The 20,430-nt window shown below is 57.5% G+C and carries 20 protein-coding genes; 9 read left to right on the top strand and 11 right to left on the bottom strand.

The genetic code is table 11. The features are described 5' to 3' along the window. Positions 1–7: 7 nt before the first annotated feature. The 4 genes from ACZ1G5_RS14490 to betI form a co-directional block, all read right to left on the bottom strand. Complete coding sequence (locus ACZ1G5_RS14490) at positions 8–652, bottom strand: thermonuclease family protein (RefSeq protein WP_472733512.1); 645 nt, start codon at positions 650–652, stop codon at positions 8–10. An 86-nt stretch (positions 653–738) separates the two neighbouring features. Beyond that, positions 739–2,397: a choline dehydrogenase gene (gene betA, locus ACZ1G5_RS14485; RefSeq protein ID WP_472733511.1), complete on the bottom strand. Its 1,659-nt coding sequence runs from the start codon at positions 2,395–2,397 to the stop codon at positions 739–741. A gap of 62 nt (positions 2,398–2,459) precedes the next feature. Then, positions 2,460–3,968, bottom strand: coding sequence for a choline-sulfatase (gene betC, locus ACZ1G5_RS14480; protein ID WP_472733510.1), 1,509 nt, complete (start codon positions 3,966–3,968; stop codon positions 2,460–2,462). Then, positions 3,965–4,549 carry a choline-binding transcriptional repressor BetI gene (gene betI, locus ACZ1G5_RS14475; RefSeq protein ID WP_472733509.1) on the bottom strand — a complete coding sequence of 195 codons (585 nt, stop codon included), beginning with the start codon at positions 4,547–4,549 and terminating at the stop codon, positions 3,965–3,967. The genes betC and betI overlap by 4 nt, the downstream gene beginning before the upstream one ends. Before the next feature lie 80 nt (positions 4,550–4,629). Between betI and choX the strand changes: the two genes are divergently transcribed. After that, positions 4,630–5,553, top strand: coding sequence for a choline ABC transporter substrate-binding protein (gene choX / locus ACZ1G5_RS14470; protein ID WP_472733508.1), 924 nt, complete (start codon positions 4,630–4,632; stop codon positions 5,551–5,553). Positions 5,554–5,592: 39 nt separating this feature from the next. Here choX and ACZ1G5_RS14465 read toward each other — a convergent pair whose 3' ends face one another. Then, positions 5,593–6,618, bottom strand: coding sequence for a heme-binding protein (locus ACZ1G5_RS14465; RefSeq protein WP_472733507.1), 1,026 nt, complete (start codon positions 6,616–6,618; stop codon positions 5,593–5,595). A 139-nt stretch (positions 6,619–6,757) separates the two neighbouring features. On the opposite strand from ACZ1G5_RS14465, the gene choW reads away from it, so the two are divergent. Genes choW through choV form a run of 3 tightly spaced genes read left to right on the top strand, consistent with a single transcriptional unit; the run spans position 6,758 to position 9,014 of the window. Then, entirely contained in the window at positions 6,758–7,591 is an 834-nt protein-coding gene (choW, locus tag ACZ1G5_RS14460) for a choline ABC transporter permease subunit (protein WP_472733506.1), read from the top strand. Next, positions 7,588–8,004: a GFA family protein gene (locus ACZ1G5_RS14455; RefSeq protein WP_472733505.1), complete on the top strand. Its 417-nt coding sequence runs from the start codon at positions 7,588–7,590 to the stop codon at positions 8,002–8,004. The genes choW and ACZ1G5_RS14455 overlap by 4 nt, the downstream gene beginning before the upstream one ends. Further along, entirely contained in the window at positions 8,001–9,014 is a 1,014-nt protein-coding gene (gene choV, locus ACZ1G5_RS14450; RefSeq protein WP_472733504.1) for a choline ABC transporter ATP-binding protein, read from the top strand. The genes ACZ1G5_RS14455 and choV overlap by 4 nt, the downstream gene beginning before the upstream one ends. Before the next feature lie 33 nt (positions 9,015–9,047). Here choV and ACZ1G5_RS14445 read toward each other — a convergent pair whose 3' ends face one another. After that, positions 9,048–9,950, bottom strand: a complete 903-nt coding sequence (locus ACZ1G5_RS14445) for a DMT family transporter (protein WP_472733503.1) — start codon at positions 9,948–9,950, stop codon at positions 9,048–9,050. Positions 9,951–10,036: 86 nt separating this feature from the next. Between ACZ1G5_RS14445 and ACZ1G5_RS14440 the strand changes: the two genes are divergently transcribed. From ACZ1G5_RS14440 to ACZ1G5_RS14425, 4 genes are all read left to right on the top strand, one after another. Further along, a complete protein-coding gene (locus ACZ1G5_RS14440; RefSeq protein ID WP_472734346.1) occupies positions 10,037–10,852 on the top strand; it encodes a TIGR00282 family metallophosphoesterase in 816 nt (271 codons plus the stop codon). Further along, the gene (locus ACZ1G5_RS14435) at positions 10,849–11,769 is read left to right on the top strand and encodes a DMT family transporter (protein ID WP_472733502.1); all 921 of its coding nucleotides are present in this window, start codon (positions 10,849–10,851) and stop codon (positions 11,767–11,769) included. Before ACZ1G5_RS14440 ends, ACZ1G5_RS14435 begins: the two co-directional genes overlap by 4 nt. After that, the gene (locus ACZ1G5_RS14430; RefSeq protein WP_472733501.1) at positions 11,762–13,543 is read left to right on the top strand and encodes an SLC13 family permease; all 1,782 of its coding nucleotides are present in this window, start codon (positions 11,762–11,764) and stop codon (positions 13,541–13,543) included. The genes ACZ1G5_RS14435 and ACZ1G5_RS14430 overlap by 8 nt, the downstream gene beginning before the upstream one ends. Before the next feature lie 72 nt (positions 13,544–13,615). Further along, positions 13,616–14,365: a YebC/PmpR family DNA-binding transcriptional regulator gene (locus ACZ1G5_RS14425; RefSeq protein WP_472733500.1), complete on the top strand. Its 750-nt coding sequence runs from the start codon at positions 13,616–13,618 to the stop codon at positions 14,363–14,365. A gap of 63 nt (positions 14,366–14,428) precedes the next feature. Here the strand turns inward: ACZ1G5_RS14425 and ACZ1G5_RS14420 are convergent, their stop codons facing one another. Together ACZ1G5_RS14420 and mgtE are read right to left on the bottom strand one after the other, a co-directional pair. Then, positions 14,429–14,968, bottom strand: coding sequence for a 5-formyltetrahydrofolate cyclo-ligase (locus tag ACZ1G5_RS14420; RefSeq protein ID WP_472733499.1), 540 nt, complete (start codon positions 14,966–14,968; stop codon positions 14,429–14,431). Beyond that, the gene (gene mgtE / locus ACZ1G5_RS14415; RefSeq protein WP_472733498.1) at positions 14,969–16,339 is read right to left on the bottom strand and encodes a magnesium transporter; all 1,371 of its coding nucleotides are present in this window, start codon (positions 16,337–16,339) and stop codon (positions 14,969–14,971) included. Between the two features lie 100 nt (positions 16,340–16,439). Between mgtE and guaD the strand changes: the two genes are divergently transcribed. After that, a complete protein-coding gene (gene guaD / locus ACZ1G5_RS14410) occupies positions 16,440–17,732 on the top strand; it encodes a guanine deaminase (protein ID WP_472733497.1) in 1,293 nt (430 codons plus the stop codon). Here guaD and ACZ1G5_RS14405 read toward each other — a convergent pair. The 3 genes from ACZ1G5_RS14405 to hisN are packed head-to-tail and all read right to left on the bottom strand — an operon-like array spanning position 17,729 to position 20,425. Then, on the bottom strand, positions 17,729–18,262 hold the full coding sequence (locus ACZ1G5_RS14405; protein WP_472733496.1) for a CAP domain-containing protein: 534 nt from the start codon (positions 18,260–18,262) through the stop codon (positions 17,729–17,731). The genes guaD and ACZ1G5_RS14405 overlap by 4 nt on opposite strands. Positions 18,263–18,282: 20 nt before the next feature. Beyond that, positions 18,283–19,623, bottom strand: coding sequence for an 8-oxoguanine deaminase (locus ACZ1G5_RS14400; RefSeq protein ID WP_472733495.1), 1,341 nt, complete (start codon positions 19,621–19,623; stop codon positions 18,283–18,285). Then, positions 19,616–20,425: a histidinol-phosphatase gene (gene hisN, locus ACZ1G5_RS14395; RefSeq protein ID WP_472733494.1), complete on the bottom strand. Its 810-nt coding sequence runs from the start codon at positions 20,423–20,425 to the stop codon at positions 19,616–19,618. Before hisN ends, ACZ1G5_RS14400 begins: the two co-directional genes overlap by 8 nt. Positions 20,426–20,430: the final 5 nt, after the last annotated feature.

Raw genomic sequence — 20,430 nt, 5'->3', positions numbered from 1 at the left:
TCAGAGCTTACCGGCGCGCGGCGCGCCAGCCAGCAGCTTCCGCCTCAGCCCGGGAACAAAACCAGCGCTCTCCACTTGTTGGATTGATCCGGGTGCGACTGTAATGCTCTTGGCCCGGAACGTGATAGATCCGCCCACCCGATGAGATGTTGCCCTTGATCGCGCAGTTCTGCTCCGGTGCCGACTGATCGGATACTTGGGCCGCCCGGTAGTCAGACGGTGTTTCAACATCGACGGCCCACACCCCGCGCCCTGCAACCGCCGCCGCTTTTTCATCAAGGTCGTAGAGCGAAGAGTACCGTCGAAAGGCCCAAGCCAGACCAGAATAAACAATCATCTGCCCCATGTCCTGACCATCAACGGTGCATTGCGCAACAACCCGGCCATAGCGGTCAGTGTCGCGGGCTTGGCAAGCTGCAAAAGCACCTTCGAAACGGTTGCTTACTGCGTCACGGGTCCAGGCGCCGCAATCCCATTCGCGTCCATCTGCAGAACATGGCTGACCCATTTCCGGAGCGTCAATCCCAAACAGGCGCACGCGGGTGCCGCCTACGTCGATAGTGTCCGCATCAATGACGCGGATGGTACCATTTGGGGCGGCCAATGCGGGCGCGCTGAGGATGATAAGCAGAAGTGTGAGGAGCCGGACCATACGCCCGAGTTAGGGAGTCTACACCCCGCCCTTCAAGCCAATTTGTTAAGAAAGGTTAATAATGTGTCAACGCTGTTACAGCGCGTTTAGCGTTGCGCCCTTTCCCAATCAGGGTGGATCCACGGTTTGTCATTGGATGGTGCGAGCGGGTTGCGTTGCAGGATATGATCCGCCGCCTTTTCACCCACCATGATCGACGGTCCATTGGTGTTCCCGTTCGTGACACGCGGGAAGATGGAGCTGTCTGCGACCCGCAACCCCTCGACCCCGATCACCCGTGTTTCAGGGTCCACCACCGCCATTGGATCATTTGGATCGCCCATCTTGCAGGTCCCGCAAGGGTGATAGGCACTTTCGGCATGTTCGCGGATGACGGCATCCAGTTCGTCGTCGCTTTGCGCATCGTCGCCCGGTTGGATTTCCTTGCCGCGGAATTCGTCGAAGGCTGGCTGGGCAAAGATCTCGCGGGTCAGCCGGATACAGGTGCGGAAATCTTCCCAATCTTGCGAGTGAGACATATAGTTGAATGCGATTTTCGGGTGGTCATTGGGATCGGCGGATCGCAAGGTGACTTGCCCCCGCGATTGGGATCGCATAGGGCCAACGTGGGCTTGGTAGCCGTGGCCTTCGGGGATGATTTTACCGTCATAGCTGACCGCGATAGGCAGGAAATGGTATTGAATGTCAGGGTATTTGACGCCCGCCTTGGAGCGGATGAACCCGGCACTTTCGAACTGGTTTGAACTGCCGAGGCCAGTTTTCCACAAGAGCCATTCCAGCCCGATTTTGGCTTTGCCGCGGATATTCCAGTAAGAGAACAGCGAGACCGGTTTGGTCGCTGATTGCTGGATATAGAGTTCCAGATGGTCTTGCAGGTTTTGGCCCACGCCGGGACGATCGGCGACCACATCGATGCCGTGCTCTTGCAGGTGTTTTGCGGGACCGATCCCTGACAGCATCAAAAGCTTTGGTGAATTCAGTGATGATGCAGCGACAATGACTTCCTTGTTGGCGGTGATCACTTCGATCTTGCTGCCGCGGCTGACCTCGACGCCTGTCGCGCGACCGTCTTCGATCACGATACGCCGTGCCAGCGCGCGGGTGATAGTACAGTTGGGGCGTTTGAGCGCCGGACGCAGATAGGCCGTTGCCGCAGACCAGCGTCTCCCCTTGTAGATGGTGGCATCAAAGGGACCGAAGCCTTCTTGCTGTTCGCCGTTGTAATCGTCGGTGACGGGATAGCCTGCCTGCTGTCCGGCCTCCACAAAAGCCCGGGTCAGTGGGTTCTTGCGGGGCCCACGGGTCACATGCAGCGGACCATCTTTGCCCCGCCAGTCCGGGTCACCGCCGTGCCCGCCGTCGTGCCAATGCTCCATCCGTTTGAAGTACGGGAGCACGTCGGCATAGGACCAGCCGTGTGCCCCACTTTCAGCCCAATAGTCGTAATCGCAGGCGTGACCGCGGACGTAGATCATCCCGTTGATTGAGGATGATCCGCCGACGACTTTGCCGCGTGGCGTGACCATCTCACGCCCGCCCAAATGTGGTTCGGGTTCGGATTTCATACCCCAGTCATAGCGTTTCATATTCATCGGATAGGACAGGGCCGCCGGCATCTGGATAAATGGCCCTGCATCTGATCCGCCATGTTCGATGACCAGCACTTGTTTACCCGCCTCGGCCAGACGGTAGGCGATGGCGCAACCGGCAGAGCCTGCGCCGATGATCACATAATCAGCTTGCATTGGTATTCTTTCATAGGGCCGATGCCTCCGGCGGAAGTTTGAAGGGACGAAGAAAGACGGGGTTATTCACCACGGGGGAAGCGTTGGTTTTCTTCCAAGACGTTGAGGTCCATATGGTTGCGCATGTACCGCTCAGACGCTTTTTGCAGCGGTTGATAGTCCCATGGGAAATAACTGCCGTTGCGCAGGGCCTCATAGACCACCCAGCGGCAGGCTTGTGATTGGCGTACGGCGGCATCGAATTGGACAAGGTCCCAGCGCGCCTCTGACTTGGCGCGCAACTGGGTGAGCGCGCCTTGATGAGCGGGGACGTCTGCGAGGTTGGTCAGTTCGTGCGGGTCGGCGTCCAGATCAAAGAGTTGATCGGGGTCAAGCGCGCAGCGCGTGTATTTCCATTTGCCATAGCGCAAGCAGACCAGTGGCGCGTAGCTGCCTTCGGCGGCATATTCCATTGCCACTGGCGTGTCGCGGCTGCCGCCTTGGCCTAGGTGCACGAGGCTTTCACCGGTCGTCCAAGGTTCCACCTCGGACATGTCGATCCCTGCCAGATCACAAAGTGTCGGTGCCACGTCGATGTTGCTGACGGGCGTGGTGTTCAGCCCCGGTTCCATCTGCGGGCTGGCGATCATCAGCGGGACACGTGCTGACCCCTCATAGAACGACATTTTGAACCACAGCCCTCGTTCCCCCAGCATATCGCCGTGGTCGGACACAAAGAGGATCGTGGCCTCTTGCCTCGTGTCTTTGAGCGTTTGCAACACCTCACCGATTTTGTCGTCGAGGTATGAGATATTCGCGAAATAGGCGCGTCGTGCGCGTTTGATATCGTCCTCGCTAATGTCGAAATTATCGCGATCATTGGCATCGAGGATGCGCTGAGAGTGGGCGTCTTGGTCCTCGTATGGGATTGGACCGACCTGCGGCAGCAGGTGATCGCAATCGGCGTAAAGGTCCCAGTATTTTTTCCGCGCGACATAGGGATCATGCGGATGCGTGAAGCTGACTGTCAGGCACCATGGCCGATCGTCGTGCCCGCGTGACAGATCATAAAGTTTGCGGGTCGCATTATAGCAAACCTCGTCGTCGTACTCCATTTGGTTGGTGATCTCGGCCACACCAGCCCCGGTGACGGAGCCCATGTTATGATACCACCAGTCAATACGCTCACCCGGTTCACGATAGTCCGGCGTCCAGCCGAAATCAGGGGGGTAGATATCGGTCGTCAGCCGTTCTTCAAACCCGTGCATCTGGTCGGGACCCACAAAGTGCATTTTGCCTGAAAGGCAGGTTTGGTAGCCCGCGCGGCGCAGATGGTGGGCGTAGGTCGGTATGGATGAAGCAAATTCAGCAGCGTTGTCATAGACACCAGTGCGTGATGGCAGCAGCCCAGACATGAATGATGCCCGCCCCGGTGCGCAAAGCGGCGACGCGGTATAGCTATTGGCGAAACGCGTGGATCTGGCGGCGAGCTTTTTCAGGTTTGGCGCGTGCAACCAGTCAACTGGCCCATCGGGAAAGAGCGTTCCGTTCAGCTGATCGACCATGATGATCAGGATGTTGGGTTTGGTCATTGGGTTCGCCCTTCAAGTTCAATGTGCAGCAAGGCCAGCGCCTGTGTCGTGGCATCCGATTCTTCGCTCTTGGCCCGCGATAGCCCTTGGCGCAGGTACAGTCCGTCGATCAGTGCCGCAATCCGGGCAGCTGCCCCCGCGGACCTGTTGCCCAACAGGGGGCGCAGATCATACATTAGATTACTGTGCAGACGCCGCTGGTAGATGCGCAACAGATCGTGCGCGGGAGTGGACGTCTGCGCGAGCACATAGAAATTCAGCCAGGCCGCGATCACCTCTGGCTGGAAGTTGGATGAGGTGAACCCTGCGCGAATAATCGCCTCTAACCGCGCCTGATGGCCCTTGGCCCCCTTCAGCGCGCCGCACACCTCGGCGGCATAGAGCGCCAGCGTGTGCCGCATCGCCGCCAGAAAAATCTGTTCCTTGCCGCCAAAATAGTGATGCGCCAGCGCCGAGGACATGCCGGCGCGCTTGGCAATATTGCTGACGGTCACGTCCAGATTGCCGACTGCCCCGATTTCGTCAATCGTGGCTTTAACAAGTGCCGCGCGGCGGATAGGTTCCATTCCAAGCTTGGGCATCTGATCCTCAATGTACTGGACCTGAGCACTTAAATCGTTCTTTATTGACTCGTCAATCAAGAAAAACCTGGGAGAAACTGATGAACCTCAAATCCACACTTTCCGTTCTGGCCATTTGCGCCGCGGCACCGGCGTTGGCCGATTGCGACACTGTGACATTCTCTGACGTGGGCTGGACCGACATCACCGCAACAACCGCCGCCACGACGGTCGTTCTCGAAGCGTTGGGCTATGAAACCGACATCAAAGTGCTTTCCGTACCGGTGACCTATATTTCCTTGGCCGAAGGCGACGTTGATGTTTTCCTTGGCAACTGGATGCCGACGATGGAAGGCGATATTGCCCCCTACCGTGAAGCGGGCACTGTGGATACTGTGCGCGCAAACCTTGAAGGGGCCAAATACACGCTGGCTGTCAACAAAGCCGCCGCTGACATGGGCATCGCGACTTTTGCCGATATCGCCGCCAATGCGGACGCGCTGGACGGCAAGATTTACGGCATTGAGCCCGGCAATGACGGCAACCGCCTGATCATGGATATGATTGCGGATGGCGCCTTTGGTCTGGACGGTTTCGAGGTCGTTGAAAGCTCTGAACAAGGGATGCTGGCGCAGGTTGACCGCGCCTCTGGCCGGGATGAGCCGATTGTGTTCCTTGGTTGGGAACCCCACCCGATGAATGCCAACTTTGACATGTCCTATCTGGAAGGTGGGGATGATTGGTTCGGTCCCAACCTGGGTGGTGCGACCGTCTTCACCAACACCACAGCCGGCTATGCGGACACCTGTTCCAACGTCGGTTCTTTGCTGGCTAATCTGGAATTCTCTCTTGCTATGGAGAATGAAATCATGGGCGCAATCCTGAATGATGGCGAAGAGCCAGCCGATGCGGCCACCGCGTGGCTGTCTGCGAACCCGGATGCTTTCATGGGTTGGTTAGACGGGGTGACCACCAAAGATGGCGGTGATGCGGTTGCAGCCGTCAAAGCCTCACTCGGTATGTAAGTCAAATTGGCGCGCGTCAGAAGACGCGCGCCAACACCACTAGCTCATTGGCGTGGGCATCTGCGCTTTCTGCCCGTCAGCCTTGCCAGTTTTTTCCATCACATTGATCGAAACATGCGGCCAGCGGATGATGTCTCCGGCCGGATTTTCAAAGAAGTCGAGCAAGATGAACTGGCTGTAGGCCATGAGCAAATCGGGTTCTTCATCAGTGCCCGTATCCATCTCCATGATCCAGAAGGTGGACTGCATCTCGGCAGCATTTGCCTGACGTACGATAAACGGGATGTTCCGTATCCCGGCCTCGTCCAGCGTCGTGTCCAGATGCAGCACCGTCGTGCGCTTCACGTTCTGCGGCAAAAACTGCAGCAGTGCGTTGGGGTTGACCGGGTTAAAACCGGGGAAGCCATCGCCCTCCACCCCTTTGAACGGCGTGTCAAAGAAGTGCTTGTACGGGGCCAGATAGGGGTGGTTGATGTCCGGCGGCGCGTTCAGGGGCAGACCGCTGATATTGGGGATGACAGGCGGTCCGTCGATGATCTCTGATTTGCCCAGCGCAAGTGCAGCATCGCCATGCGGCACCGTGGCCAATCGGGCAACGTCAAGCCCGTCGGTGGTGAAATTGGTCATATGCAAAAACAAACCGGGTTCATGGTGGATCGCCAGATTTGCGGCACCTTCCAGATTGCTGGTTGGATTGTCCGCAGCAGCGATTTGTTTGATCATCTGCTCATAATCCAGCGTCACGACCAGCTGATCGGTATTAATGTCCGGCAGATCACCTCGTTGCGGACCACGGTTCACACCACGGTTTGGAACGCCTTTGTCCACTAGGGTAAATTTCAGTTCTTCGTTGTACTGATTCATCAGCAAACGGTAATCGAGCGGCCCTTCATCACTGATGAACGGCAGCGCGATCATGTTCCAACCGCGACCCGCGAAATTTTCCGTATTTTTCCACGTGCCCGGCAGGTGTTTGAGCGGACCAAGGTCTTCATCACCGGCTGTTGCAATATCGACATAGCGTGCGTTCGAACGATAGCGTTCGTCAAAGTTTGCGGTCACCATAACAGTGCTCCTAAATGTTTATTAAAAATATGTTTTGGTCGAAAAGCCTAATATGGCCGTCTTAACTATAGCATAGATTGAGCAGTTTTCATAACGTGACGCCAATAAGGGCGCGAAAAGTCGCCTTGAAGGGAATGACATGGACTGGCTCACCGACAATAAGATCCCGATAGGGAAATGGGCAAAATCTGTCTTTGACTGGATGAACGACAACCTTGCCTTCTTCTTTGACTGGCTGTCGGACGCGATGGAGGCGCTGATTGATGCGATCTTATGGGTGCTGGAAACACCGCACCCCTTCATTATCATCGCGGCCTTTGCGGCCTTGACATGGTTTGTACAAAGGACGTGGAAAACGCCGCTCTTTATCGTGCTGGGGTTTCTGTTCATTCTCAATCAGGACTATTGGGAAGAGACAATGCAATCACTGACGCTTGTGCTGTCTGCCTGTGTGGTGTGCATGGGGATCGGTGTTCCGATCGGAATTGCTGCCGCCCACCGCCCCCGTCTTTACAAGGCGATGGTGCCCGTGCTCGACTTGATGCAGACCCTGCCAACCTTTGTTTATCTGATCCCGGCGATTGTATTTTTTGGCATCGGGATGGTGCCTGGATTAATCGCGACAGTGATCTTTGTTCTGCCGGCGCCGATCCGCCTGACCTATCTGGGCGTTTCCTCGACCCCGACCCCACTGCTGGAAGCGGCCCAGGCCTTTGGTGCAACAAAAAGACAGGTGTTGTTCAAGGTGGAGTTGCCCAGCGCATTACCCCAAATCATGGCCGGACTGAACCAGACAATCATGTTGTCGCTGTCGATGGTTGTGATTGCAGCGCTCGTGGGCGCAAGCGGCCTTGGCGTACCGGTTATCCGCGCGCTGAACACGGTAAACACCTCACTGGGATTTGAAAGCGGCTTTGTCATCGTTGTGGTGGCGATCATGCTTGACCGAATGTTGCGGGTGAAACAGAAATGAGCGCGATAAACGGAAGCTGCCATTGCGGTGCGGTGCAATTCACCGTGATCTTGTCGGATGGTTTTGCGTCAGCGCGACGTTGCGATTGCTCGCTCTGCGCCCGTCGTGGGGCGGTAGCTGTTTCTGCTGCAAAGTACGATATCACATACACAGCTGGGCGTGACAGCCTGACACTGTACCAGTTCAACACCCGAACCGCTGAGCATTACTTTTGCAAGACCTGCGGGATATACACGCACCACCGTCGCCGATCGGACCCTGATGAAATCGGCGTCAATCTTGCGTGCCTCGAAGGGCAAACACCATTCTTGCCAGAAGTGCTGGTCCATGACGGGCAGAACCACCCCAACGATGTCGGAACAGAACGCGATGCCGGTATCTTGCGATTTGTTCGGGCGGAGGATGCAAGATGAATGCCGTCGAGTTTGATAACGTCTCAATCGTATTTGGCAGCAAGCCCGAGACTGCCCTGCCCCTTATGGACGAAGGCCTTGAACGTCCGGAAATTCGTCAGAAAACCGGTCAGATTTTGGGTGTGCATAACTGTTCACTGAATGTCGAAGTTGGCGAAATTCTGGTGCTAATGGGCTTGTCCGGTTCTGGAAAATCCACCCTTCTACGCGCCGTTAACGGGCTGAACCCCGTGATCCGGGGTGACGTGCGGATCAATGATGGGGATTGGACCTGTAACGTCGGCAAGAGTTCTGCCGCAGATCTGCGACGGGTGCGGCGCGAATGCGTGTCGATGGTTTTTCAACAGTTCGGCCTGCTGCCCTGGCGCACAGTACGTGACAATGTGGGACTTGGCCTGGAACTCGCTGGTATGGATCATGCCGCCCGGCTGAAACGCGTGGATCAAGAACTGGAAATGGTCGGCCTTGATGATCGCGCTGATGCGCTGGTGGGAGAGTTGTCAGGTGGCATGCAACAGCGCGTGGGTCTGGCCCGCGCATTTGCCACCGATGCACCAATCCTGCTGATGGATGAACCTTTCTCGGCCCTCGATCCGCTGATCCGCACCCGCTTGCAGGATGAATTGCTGGAACTGCAAAAGGAACGCGGGCGGACGATCATCTTTGTCAGTCACGATCTGGATGAGGCGTTCAAACTAGGCAATCGCATCGCCATCATGGAAGGCGGTCGGATCGTACAATGTGGCACACCACGCGAAATTTTCACACACCCTGCGAACGAATATGTTGCTGACTTCGTGGCTCATATGAACCCGCTGGGTGTATTGACCGCGCGCGATGTGATGACCGCAGGTACGGTTGAGGGCCCCACCGTCGATATCGAAACACCGGTGCAGGATATCATGAACCAAATCAGTGGCGCGCCCTTGCAGGTGCTTGAGGGCGGCGAGCCGGTAGGGATCGTTACGCAAGGCTCAATCCTTGCGCGGCTCGCCCCTTCTCATGTTTGAAAATACCTCCGCCGGAGGCATAGAAGTTTTAGCCTAAACCTTAGTCGCAGGCACGGCAGGCGTGACGTTGCGCCGCGCGACGGCTTCGCGCCAGGTAATAAAGCTAACGGATGCCATGATCACAGCACCGCCAAAAATCACCCAACCGTCGACCGCTTCGCCAAAAACTACCGCGCCCAGCAGCACGGCCCAGACCAGTTGCAGGAACGTCACCGGTTGCGTGACGGTCAACGGCGCAGCCGCAAAGGCCAGCGTCATGGAATAGTGTCCGGCAGTCGCAAAGCAGGCCACAAGAAACAGCCACCCAAGTTGTTCCAATGTTGGCGTCACCCAGACCACCAACGCAAAGGGTGCAAGCCCGATGGTCACGGTAATGGACAGCATGCCAACAACCACGGGGGCAGATACTTCGCCGGACAGTTGTTTTGCGATCAGATAACCTGCGGCAAAGCAAATCGCCGTCCCTAGCATCGCGATATGACCCAACTCGACCTCTTTAACGCCGGGGCGCAGGATGATCATCGCCCCAATCAAGGCCATGATCACCGCCGCTAAACGCCGTGGTGGCAGGCGTTCACCCAAAAAGAGCGCAGCACCCAGTGACACATAGACTGGCGAGAGATAGTTCATCGCCGTGACCTCGGCGATAGGTATACGGGCCATCGCAAAGAACCACAGGATCACCGCTGCTGTATGAACCAACCCGCGTGCCCAAAACAGCTTCTTTTGCCGTCCTGTCAGATGGGCCGCTAAGATCGGTTTGATCATCGGGATCAGGAACACCAGCCCCAGTACATAGCGCAGAAACGCGGCCTGCGCCGCTGGCACATCATCGCCCACGTGTTTGACCACGGCCGTCACGGCCACAAACATCAGACCCGTAAAGAACATCCAAAAGATGCCAACGACTGGCCGGGATTGCGCGGGTGTTTCCATGCCCCATCCGTCGCACCAAGACCGCCCAATGGCAAGCACGCAGAATCCGCTGGATGAATGACGACGATGCCCGTAACAACGCGGGCATGAAAATACTCTTTCTTGGCGATGTCATGGGCCGCGCGGGTCGCGCTGCGATCACCACCCACCTGCCCCGACTGCGGGCCGAGTGGAAGCTGGATTTCGTGGTCGTCAACGGCGAAAACGCGACCTCTGGCATGGGGCTATCGGGTGATCACGCGAATATCCTGCTGGATGCAGGGGCCGATGTTGTGACCCTTGGCGATCATGCGTTTGATCAAAAGGACATGCTGACGTTCATTGAAAAAGAGCAGCGGATCATCCGCCCCATCAACTATTCCAAGGCTGCCCCCGGCGTCGGTGCACGGGTGTTCAATGCCCCTGGTGGACGCAAAGTTTTGGTGGCACAGGTTTTGGGTCAGGTCTTTATGAAGCGTCCCTTTGATGATCCATTCTCGGCCCTTGATGCAGTGCTGCGCCAATATCCGATGGGTGGTCAGGTTGCAGCCAGCCTGATTGATATTCATTGCGAAGCGACGTCCGAAAAGATGGCCACGGGCCATTTTTGTGATGGCCGCGCCAGCATTGTGGTTGGCACCCACACCCATGTGCCCACCGGTGACGCGATGATCCTGCCCGGCGGCACGGCTTATATGACCGATGCGGGCATGTGCGGGGACTATAATTCTGTCATCGGCATGGAAAAGGCAGAGCCTATGCGCCGGTTTATCACGGGTATGCCAAAAGCGCGGTTTACGCCTGCGGCTGAGGAGGCCACCCTGTCCGGTCTCTACGTTGAGACAGACAACATGACTGGCAAAGCCACGAAGGTCGCGATGGTGCGCCAAGCTGGCCGTCTGGCGCAAACAGGCCCTTTATGAACGCCGAACGGCTGCGACTGACGGGGTTTTTATTGTTGCTGGGTGCCGGTTGGGGGCTGACGCAACCGCTGATCAAGATCACGGTCACCGCGGGGTATCAACCATTTGGCATCGTCTTTTGGCAGATGCTGATCGGGGCGGTGTTGTTGGGCGTGTTGCGGTGGCGGCAAATGGGGCGGATGCCCATTACGGCCAAAACGCTGGCCGTTTGGCTGATGATCGCAACCATCGGGACGCTGATCCCCGGCTACACCAGTTTCCGCGCGGCGTTCCATCTACCCTCCGGCATCATGTCTATCGTGATCGCCACGATCCCGATGATGGCCTTTCCAATTGCGCTGGCCTTGGGCAATGATCGTTTCTCTTTGCGCCGTATAGCCGGGCTTTGCCTTGGCCTGATCGGTGTCGGATTGATCGCCCTACCCGACGCCAGCCTGCCAGAACGCGCTATGATTGCCTTTCTGCCTTTGGCGCTGGTGGCCCCATTTTGCTATGCTTGCGAGGGCAATATCGTCGCCAAATGGGGCACGGCGGGGCTTGATCCGTTTCAGGTCCTGTTCGGCGCATCGGCCATTGGCACCGTGATTGCACTTCCTTTGGCGCTGGGCACAGGGCAGTTCTTTGTACCGCACTCCCCTTTCATTCTGGCGGACCTTACGATGCTGCTGAGCTCAATCATCCATGTGCTGGTCTATTCCGGCTATGTCTGGCTGATCGCACGGGCCGGATCGGTCTTTGCCGGGCAGGTCAGCTATATCGTCACCGGATCGGGCGTGTTCTGGGCGATGCTGCTCTTGGGTGAAACCTACAGTGTCTGGATTTGGGCTGCTCTTGCCTGCATGGGCCTCGGCCTCAGCCTAGTGCAACCACGGCTTGCCCAATCTGACCCGCTGGGCGACACTCGAACCCATGGATAACCTGCTGAGCCTTTCCCAAACCCAAAGTGCCGTTCTGACGATGGCGGTGGTTTTGGGCATGTTCGGCATGTTCCTACGCGAAGTTTATCCGACCGAGGTCGTCGCCATGATCGGCGTCTCCATTCTGCTGGCGACCGGTGTGCTGCCCTATGAGGCGGCGGTTATGGCACTGGCCAACCCCGCCCCTTGGACGATTGCGGCGATGTTTATCATCGTGGGCGCCTTGGTGCGCACCGGCGCGCTGAACGCCATGACCCAAATCGCTGAACGGCAGGCCAAGGTCAGCCCCGCGCGCGCGATTGGCGGCGGCTTGCTGTTTGTGGCCTTCGCCAGCGCGATCATGAACAATACCCCATTGGTCGTCGTGATGATCCCGGTCTTTGTGCAACTGGCGCGCACCTTGGGCACCTCGGCCTCAAAACTACTGATCCCGCTAAGCTATGCCGCGATTGTTGGCGGCACGATGACCTTGCTGGGCACATCAACCAACTTGTTGGTGGACGGCGTTGCGCGATCATCGGGGCTCGAGCCCTTCGGCATCCTAGAGATTTTCCCGATTGGCGTCGTCGTCGTTTTGTGGACATTCACGTACCTCTATTTCATGGCGCCGCGTCTGTTGCCCGACCGGCAAAGCATGGCGACGATGTTGTCAGACAGGTCAAAAAAGAAGTTCTTTACTGAGGTTGTGGTCCCACCTGACAGCAATATTGTCGGAGAAAACGCGCGCGATGTGGCTTTGTTTAAACGCGAAGGTGTGCGGCTGATCGACGTTTTGCGCGGTGATAAATCGCTGAGGCGGTCCCTGAAGTCTGTGGCATTGCGGCCTGGCGACAGGGTCGTTCTGCGCACGGATATGGCCGAGCTTTTGTCGCTACAGGACAGCAAGGATGTCCACCGCGTTAATCAGGTGTCAGCGGTCGAGACCACAACGGTCGAAGTTCTGATCACCCCCAATTGTCGCATGGTCAGCCGTAAGCTAGGCGCAATGCGGCTACGGCGGCGCTATGCTGTTTATCCGCTGGCGCTGCACCGGCGCGATGCGAATATCAGCGCACAGATTGACGATATCGTGGTCAAGGTTGGCGACACCTTGCTACTGGAAGGTGCGCCAGAGGATATCCAGCGTTTGGCCGAAGACATGAACCTCGGCGATGTGTCCGAGCCGTCGCAGCGCGCCTATCGCCGGGGCCACGCTTGGGTCGCGATTGCTGTGTTGCTCAGCGTCGTGACGCTAGCCGCCTTGGGTGTCGCCCCCATTTTGATGCTGGCAATGATTGGGGTGACGGTCGTTTTGATGACCGGGTGCATCGACGCGGACGAGGCATTTTCCTACGTTGACGGACGCCTTTTGGCGTTGATTTTTGCAATGTTGGGTGTCGGCTCGGCCCTGCAATCTTCGGGTGCCGTGGCGATCATCGCAGACACGCTTTCGCCCGTCATGCTGGTGCTGCCCCCGTTCTTCGTCGTGCTTGCCGTCTATTTGCTGTCCAGCATCCTAACAGAGCTTGTGTCCAACAACGCCGTTGCCGTTGTCATGACGCCGATTGCAATTGGATTGGCCAGTGCCTTGGGTGTTGACCCGCGTCCATTGGTTGTGGCTGTGATGATTGCCGCAAGTGCAAGCTTTGCAACGCCTATCGGGTATCAGACCAACACGCTGGTTTATGGCCCCGGCGGGTATAAGTTCACGGATTTCCTGAAATTCGGCGTGCCACTGAACCTGTCGCTGGCGCCCCTCGTTTCCTTCGTGATTCCCTTTATCTGGCCGCTCTAGCCGCGGGGTTGCGGGGCGTGTGCGGGTTGCCGTATAGAGGCGCAGATCAACGCGACAAAGACGAGGTTTCCGATGGCTGGCCACTCCAAATGGGCGAATATTCAGCACCGCAAAGGGCGGCAGGATAAACTGCGATCTAAGCTGTTTTCCAAGCTGGCCAAGGAAATCACCGTTGCCGCGAAAATGGGCGACCCGGACCCAGATAAAAACCCGCGCCTGCGTCTGGCGGTCAAGGAAGCCAAATCAAACTCTGTCCCCAAGGATGTGATCGACCGCGCGATCAAGAAGTCCCAAGGTGGTGACGCCGAGAATTACGACGAAATCCGCTATGAAGGTTACGGCCCCAACGGTGTGGCCGTGATTGTCGAAGCAATGACCGACAATCGCAACCGGACGGCATCAACCGTGCGCTCGACCTTTTCCAAAAACGGCGGGAACCTCGGCGAGACCGGCTCTGTTGGTTTCATGTTCGACCGCAAGGGTGAGGTGGTTTACCCCGCCGATGTTGCTGACGCGGACTCTGTGATGATGGCGGCCATTGAAGCGGGCGCCGAGGATGTTCAAAGCGATGACGAGAACCACGTCATCTATTGCGCCGACACTGATCTAAACGAGGTGTCCAATACGCTTGAGGCCGCGTTGGGCGAGTCAGAGTCGACCAAGCTGATCTGGAAGCCGAATATGACGACAGAGTTGGATGTCGACGGCCTCACCAAACTAATGAAGCTGCTGGATACGCTGGAAGAAGACGACGACGTGCAGCGCGTGACATCGAACTTTGAAGCCTCGGATGAGGTGATGGCGGCCTTTGCGGAAGGGTAGCTTTTTGGGGGCTCTGCCCCCGCCTTCGGCTCCCCCGAGGCATTTTTGAACATGAGAAGACGATCAGGGTGTGATGATGCCCTGCTCTGTCACGATCATATCAAGTGGCTGATCCGTTGGCTCCAGCGGCAGGTGCGCATCTTCCTGCGCTTCATATGCAAAACCAATCGCGAGTGTCGCTTGCGCTGCGCGTAGTTGTTCCAAGGTACGGTCGTAAAAGCCGCCACCATAACCCAAACGCCCACCTTTGCGGTCGAAGGCGACCAAGGGCACGACCACGATCTGGGGCGTCATCCAATCACCTGTTTCTGGGATCATCGCGCCAAATTCGCCTTTGATCAGTGCGCAATCAGGCTCCCACACCCGAAACTTCAGCGGCTTGCCTGCCCCCAGAATGACAGGGACACCGACAGGTCCGTGCGCGGCGGCCTCTTCCATGGCCGGCGTTGGATCGATCTCTGTACGCATAGCCATGTAGCCAGCTATCGGCACGCCGCGATGACCGGCAAGCACTTCGCTGAGGTATCCTGCCGCCGGGAAATGCGGGTTATGTGCAGCTTTGCGTCGCGCAAAAGCCGCAGTGCGCGCAGCAGTCTTGTCCATCTAAAGCAACCACATTGCGGCAAGTCCCAGAAAGGCGAAGAAGCCAACAACGTCGGTCACCGTTGTCACAAAGGCACCAGAGGCCAGCGCAGGGTCGATGCCCATCCGCTCAAGCGCAACGGGAATCACGGTTCCGGCCAGTCCGGCAACCACAAGGTTGATAACCATCGCGACGGCAATGACGACGCCCAACATTGCAGATCCAAACCACACCACCCCGACAACGCCCATAACAACCGCGAAAATCACGCCGTTGATCAGGCCGACCAGCACTTCGCGTTTGATCACGCGCCAGACGTTTGCGGTCGTCAGGTCACGGGTCGCAAGTGCGCGCACGGCCACGGTCAGTGACTGGGTACCCGCATTGCCGCCCATCGAAGCGACAATCGGCATCAGTACGGCAAGTGCTACCAAACCGGCAATTGTTTCTTCAAAGAGTGAGATCACCATTGACGCAAATATGGCTGTAACGAGGTTGACAGCCAGCCAAGGGAACCGCCGCCGCGTCGTTGCAATGACCCTGTCAGTAAGACTGCCCTCGCCCACACCGGCGAGACGCAGGATGTCTTCTTCGGCCTCTTCTTCGAGAAACGCCATCGCGTCGTCGATGGTAATGACGCCAACGAGACGGTCATCATCATCAACAACCGGCGCGGTGATCATGTGGTAGTGGTTGATGGCCTGTGCCACCTCTTCCACGTCCTGTGTGACATGAAAGGTGCGAAACGTATCTTCTGTAATATCGCGGAGGGGCGTGTCACGCGGATGGCTGAGCATGCGCCCCAGCGTCACATAACCGATAGCCTTAAGCCTTGGGTCCACCAAAATCACGTGGTAGAACTGATCCGGCAGCACGACGTCGGAACGCAGATAATCAATCGCCTCGCCCACGGTCCAATGCTCTGGTGCGCGCACCAGTTCCGACTGCATGTGGCGACCCGCAGACTCTTCTGGATAAGTGAGCGCCTGTTCGACGACGACCCGATCGCTGGCATCCAGCGCATCCAGAACCGCCTCTTGCTGGACATCATCGAGGTATTCGACAAGGTCGACAACATCGTCGCTTTCCAGATCACGCACAGCTTCGGCCAGTTCGGCCGGGGCCAGCTGTTCGATAACCTCTTCGCGCAGCTCTTCATCAAGCTCAGAGAGAACATCGCCCTCAAGTCCGCCCGGCCATGTCGTCAACAACGCACGACGATCACGCGCGTCAACTTGTTCTAACAAGTGGGCGACATCGGCGGGGTGCATTGGGTCCAACGCCGCGCTGAGGAAAGCCCCATCACCACGCCCGACAGCGTCCAACACATCGCTGACCAGTCGGTCGGTGATGCCAAACGCTTCGTCGTCGGAGTTTTCGACCTCGGCCATAGGTATTCCTTGCTGTAGAGGCAACATAATCGTTCATGACGCCGGTACAACGTCGATTTCGGCGATTTACGCCATTCTCACAGACCCATATGCTCAATATATGACAAAGCACTTACTATTGGGCCAAACCCTTGGGTTTTCAGGCAATCCGCTGATTGAAGAATGGCCAGATGTCACGAACTTTGACAGCGCCGGTGGGGTGCTGATTGATGGGGCCAAGATCGTTGAGACCGGCGACGGCGCTACGCTGCGTGACGCATATCCTGATGCCTTGATCATCGACTATGGCAACGCATTGATCAGTGCGGGCTTTGTCGACGCGCATATGCATTATCCTCAGACCGGGATTATCGCAAGTTGGGGCAAACAGCTGATTGACTGGCTCAATACCTTTACTTTCCCTGAAGAGGCCCGTTTTGGAAATCGCGCATTTGCGGACGAGATTGCGGCGCAGACGCTTGATTTTGCGCTGGCTCACGGCACAACCACGCTGACGAGCTTTTGCACAATCCATCCAGAAAGTGTGGATGCGTTTTTTGAAGCCGCAGCGGCGCGCAACATGGCCGTAATCGCGGGCAAGACATGTATGGATCGCAACGCACCTGACAATCTGCGCGACACTGCGCAATCCGCCTATGACGACAGCAAAGCGTTGCTGACAAAGTGGCATGGGGTGGGTCGCGCAAGTTATGCGATCACGCCACGCTTCTCGCCCACATCAACGCCGGACCAGCTCTCGGCACTTGGCGCGCTTTGGTCAGAGCATCCCGATTGCCTGATGCAGACACATCTGAGCGAGCAACAACCAGAGATCGCCTGGGTGCAAGAGTTGTTCCCCGACGCGCGCGATTATCTGGATACCTATGAAATGTTTGGTCTATTGGGTGAAAAGGGCCTATACGGACACGCCATCCATTTGACGCCGCGCGAAAGAGATCGGCTGGCCGAGATGGGCGCAGCCGTCGTTCATTGTCCGACGTCCAACACGTTCATCGGATCGGGGTTGTTTGATCTGATGGGGTTGGCAAGAGCGTCCGTTGCGGTTGGACTGGCAACAGATACGGGCGGTGGTTCGTCGTTCTCGATGTTGCGCACGATGGCTGCGGCTTACGAGATTGGTCAGCTCAGGGGCAGTGCCCTCCATCCCGCTCAGTTGATGTGGTTGGCGACCGAAGGCTCTGCCAACGCGTTGAAGATGGGTGGCCAAATTGGCCATCTCGGTGCTGGTGCGGCAGCTGATATCACCGTACTTGATCTAAATGCGACGCCTGCAATCGCCCAGCGGGCCGCGCGCGCGGGCGACATTTGGGATGCTCTGTTTCCGACCATTATGATGGGCGACGACCGTGCCGTGCGGGACGTTTGGGTGGCGGGCAAAAGGCGGCAGACCTAGCAGCTTTGCGCAAGCTTCAGCACCCAGATGTTTCCCGAACGGCCAAGACCGTACTGCGTATAGCCGCGCACCAACATATTGCGGCGGTGTCCCGAAGAGTTTTGCCATGCTGTCAAAACCTGCTGCTCGGAGCGCTGCCCATTTGCAATATTCTCAGCGCCATTTGACATCGCACAGCCGCCCGTCCGCGCGCGGGCGACAAAATCATTGCCATTTGGACCACCCGGACTGTCATGTGAAAAGTATCCGCGACGTGCCATATCGTCTGCATGAGCTTGCGCGGCACGTGCCAACGCCGCATTAGGCCGCATCGCCCCACGCCCCTGACTCGTACGAAAGGCATTAAGGTCCGCGCCAAAACCTGTCGCACTTACAGGCGCAGAAGACACCTGCGCGGGCGTCGGTTGGGGACTGGTTGTTGAGGTGCAGGCGACCAAAGCGGCCAACATGAGTGCTGTGAGTGCTGTCTTCATCTTATATCCGTGAGTGGGATTGGGCTGTCGGTTCGGCACCACAATGGCGCGGATCATGGCCAAAATTTGACGCAAATTCACGCGTCGGCGAGTTTCCGCGCGAGCGCGTTTTGCTTTTTGATCACCTTGTCCATGTCGATCGTCGTCATCTGGCCCTCTGCTACAACCTGTCGGCCCTCGACAAAGAGGGCATGCACCTTCATCGGCCCTGCAAGCAACAGCGCGGCAGGATCCCAAGACCCGGCATTTTCAACCACCTGGGTATCCCAGACTGCAACATCGGCGCGCATCCCGGGCGCGACTTGGCCGCAGTCATCACGGCCCAGAACTTGCGCCCCGCCACGTGTCGCGATCTCAAGCGCTTCACGGGCGGACATCGCATCTGCTCCGTTTTGCACCCGTTGCAACAGCATGGCCTGTCGTGCCTCGCCAACAAGATTGCCGATGTCATTGCTGGCAGACCCATCGACGCCCAGACCAACGGCGACACCGGCATCGCGCATCTGACGCACCGGTGCGATACCTGACCCAAGGCGGCAATTAGAACAGGGGCAATGCGCGACGCCTGTCTGGCTGCGCGCGAAGAGATCAATTTCTTGACCGTCCAGCTTGACGCAATGCGCATGCCAGACGTCGTCACCGGTCCAGCCAAGATCCTCGGCGTATTGTCCGGGGCGACAGCCAAATTTTTCGAGCGAATAGGCAATGTCTTCATCATTTTCGGCCAAATGCGTATGCATCATAACACCTTTGTCCCGGGCAAGACGTGCGGCATCGCGCATCAGATCACGGGTCACCGAAAATGGGCTACAGGGTGCAACGCCCACGCGGACCATCGCGCCGGGGTTGGGATCGTGGAACGCATCAATGACGCGAATGCTGTCGTTCAGGATTGCCGCTTCATCTTCGACAAGCGCGTCGGGTGGCAGACCTCCGTCGCTTTCCCCGATGCTCATCGCGCCGCGTGTGGCGTGAAACCGCAAACCCACGTCTTGGGCTGCCGCAATCGTATCGTCCAACCGCGCGCCGCCCGGATAAAGATAAAGGTGGTCAGAGGTCAGGCTGCACCCGGACAACGCAAGTTCTGCAAGGCCGACCTGTGCTGACACAAACATCTCTTCGGGGCCAAAACGGGCCCAGATCGGATAAAGCCTCTGCAACCATCCAAACAGCAAGGCATCCTGTGCGCCGGGCACTGCGCGTGTCAGCGTTTGGTACAAGTGATGATGGGTGTTCACCAAACCCGGCGTGATGATCTTGCCTGCGGCGTCAAAGATTTGCGCATCACCCGCATGCAGGTTGTGACCGACCTGTGTGATCACGCCGTCCCGTATCAAGACATCTGCCTGCTGCAATTCGCGGCGCTGATCATCCATCGTGATGACAGTATCGGCATTCTTGATCAAAAGATCAGCCAAGAGGCCTCTCCTTCAGGATAGCCAATGCTTCAGCATGGATCTGATGATTGGCCGCCGCAAGTGCGCGCCCACCTTCATGAGCCGGGCCACCTGACCAATCCGTAACGACACCTCCCGCCGCCCGAATGACCGCAATCGGTGCCTGAATGTCATAAGCGTTCAAGCCGGCCTCGATCACTAAATCAACTTGGCCCGCAGCCAAAAGCGCATATCCATAGCAATCCATCCCATAGCGGGTCAGTCGCGCACGGTCAGCCACCGCATGAAAAGCGGCGCCCTCTTGTGTGGTCCCAACTTCTGGAAAGGTCGTCAGTATCGTTGCCTCAGACAACGACCGCGGAGGCCTGCACCGCAATGGCGTCCGTCCTTGAGGTCCTGCAACTTCCGCGATGCCAAAGCCACCAACAAAGCGTTCACCGATATATGGTTGGTCAATCACGCCAAACAGCGGACCGGTGGCATCAGCGACAGAGATCAGCACACCCCAGGTCGGGGTGCCACTGATAAAGCCACGGGTGCCGTCAATCGGGTCCAAGACCCAAGTCAGGTCCGTTGTTCCTGATTGGTGGCCGAATTCTTCACCCAGGATCCCGTCATCAGGTCGTTCCTTGGCCAAAACGTCCCGCATCGCTTTTTCTGCGTCACGGTCCGCAATCGTCACCGGGTCAAAACCAAGGCTGTCTTTGTTTTCAGCGGCCAGTTCGGTTGACCGGAAATGCGCCAATGTGACCGGTCGGGCCACATTGGCGAGTTCATGCGCAACACGGATCAGTTCCGCGTGAGTTGAACTTGGGGCTGTCATAGAGT

Source organism: Yoonia sp. JB2-21 (assembly GCF_055693545.1).
This window is presented reverse-complemented; position numbering and strand designations above follow the sequence as displayed.

What these genes read in the sequence shown, in the direction of transcription:
- ACZ1G5_RS14490 (WP_472733512.1), bottom strand. Translation starts at nt 652, where the DNA reads ATGGTCCGGCTCCTCACACTTCTGCTTATCATCCTCAGCGCGCCCGCA.
- betA (WP_472733511.1), bottom strand. Translation starts at nt 2,397, where the DNA reads ATGCAAGCTGATTATGTGATCATCGGCGCAGGCTCTGCCGGTTGCGCC.
- betC (WP_472733510.1), bottom strand. Translation starts at nt 3,968, where the DNA reads ATGACCAAACCCAACATCCTGATCATCATGGTCGATCAGCTGAACGGA.
- betI (WP_472733509.1), bottom strand. Translation starts at nt 4,549, where the DNA reads ATGCCCAAGCTTGGAATGGAACCTATCCGCCGCGCGGCACTTGTTAAA.
- choX (WP_472733508.1), top strand. Translation starts at nt 4,630, where the DNA reads ATGAACCTCAAATCCACACTTTCCGTTCTGGCCATTTGCGCCGCGGCA.
- ACZ1G5_RS14465 (WP_472733507.1), bottom strand. Translation starts at nt 6,618, where the DNA reads ATGGTGACCGCAAACTTTGACGAACGCTATCGTTCGAACGCACGCTAT.
- choW (WP_472733506.1), top strand. Translation starts at nt 6,758, where the DNA reads ATGGACTGGCTCACCGACAATAAGATCCCGATAGGGAAATGGGCAAAA.
- ACZ1G5_RS14455 (WP_472733505.1), top strand. Translation starts at nt 7,588, where the DNA reads ATGAGCGCGATAAACGGAAGCTGCCATTGCGGTGCGGTGCAATTCACC.
- choV (WP_472733504.1), top strand. Translation starts at nt 8,001, where the DNA reads ATGAATGCCGTCGAGTTTGATAACGTCTCAATCGTATTTGGCAGCAAG.
- ACZ1G5_RS14445 (WP_472733503.1), bottom strand. Translation starts at nt 9,950, where the DNA reads ATGGAAACACCCGCGCAATCCCGGCCAGTCGTTGGCATCTTTTGGATG.
- ACZ1G5_RS14440 (WP_472734346.1), top strand. Translation starts at nt 10,037, where the DNA reads ATGAAAATACTCTTTCTTGGCGATGTCATGGGCCGCGCGGGTCGCGCT.
- ACZ1G5_RS14435 (WP_472733502.1), top strand. Translation starts at nt 10,849, where the DNA reads ATGAACGCCGAACGGCTGCGACTGACGGGGTTTTTATTGTTGCTGGGT.
- ACZ1G5_RS14430 (WP_472733501.1), top strand. Translation starts at nt 11,762, where the DNA reads ATGGATAACCTGCTGAGCCTTTCCCAAACCCAAAGTGCCGTTCTGACG.
- ACZ1G5_RS14425 (WP_472733500.1), top strand. Translation starts at nt 13,616, where the DNA reads ATGGCTGGCCACTCCAAATGGGCGAATATTCAGCACCGCAAAGGGCGG.
- ACZ1G5_RS14420 (WP_472733499.1), bottom strand. Translation starts at nt 14,968, where the DNA reads ATGGACAAGACTGCTGCGCGCACTGCGGCTTTTGCGCGACGCAAAGCT.
- mgtE (WP_472733498.1), bottom strand. Translation starts at nt 16,339, where the DNA reads ATGGCCGAGGTCGAAAACTCCGACGACGAAGCGTTTGGCATCACCGAC.
- guaD (WP_472733497.1), top strand. Translation starts at nt 16,440, where the DNA reads ATGACAAAGCACTTACTATTGGGCCAAACCCTTGGGTTTTCAGGCAAT.
- ACZ1G5_RS14405 (WP_472733496.1), bottom strand. Translation starts at nt 18,262, where the DNA reads ATGATCCGCGCCATTGTGGTGCCGAACCGACAGCCCAATCCCACTCAC.
- hisN (WP_472733494.1), bottom strand. Translation starts at nt 20,425, where the DNA reads ATGACAGCCCCAAGTTCAACTCACGCGGAACTGATCCGTGTTGCGCAT.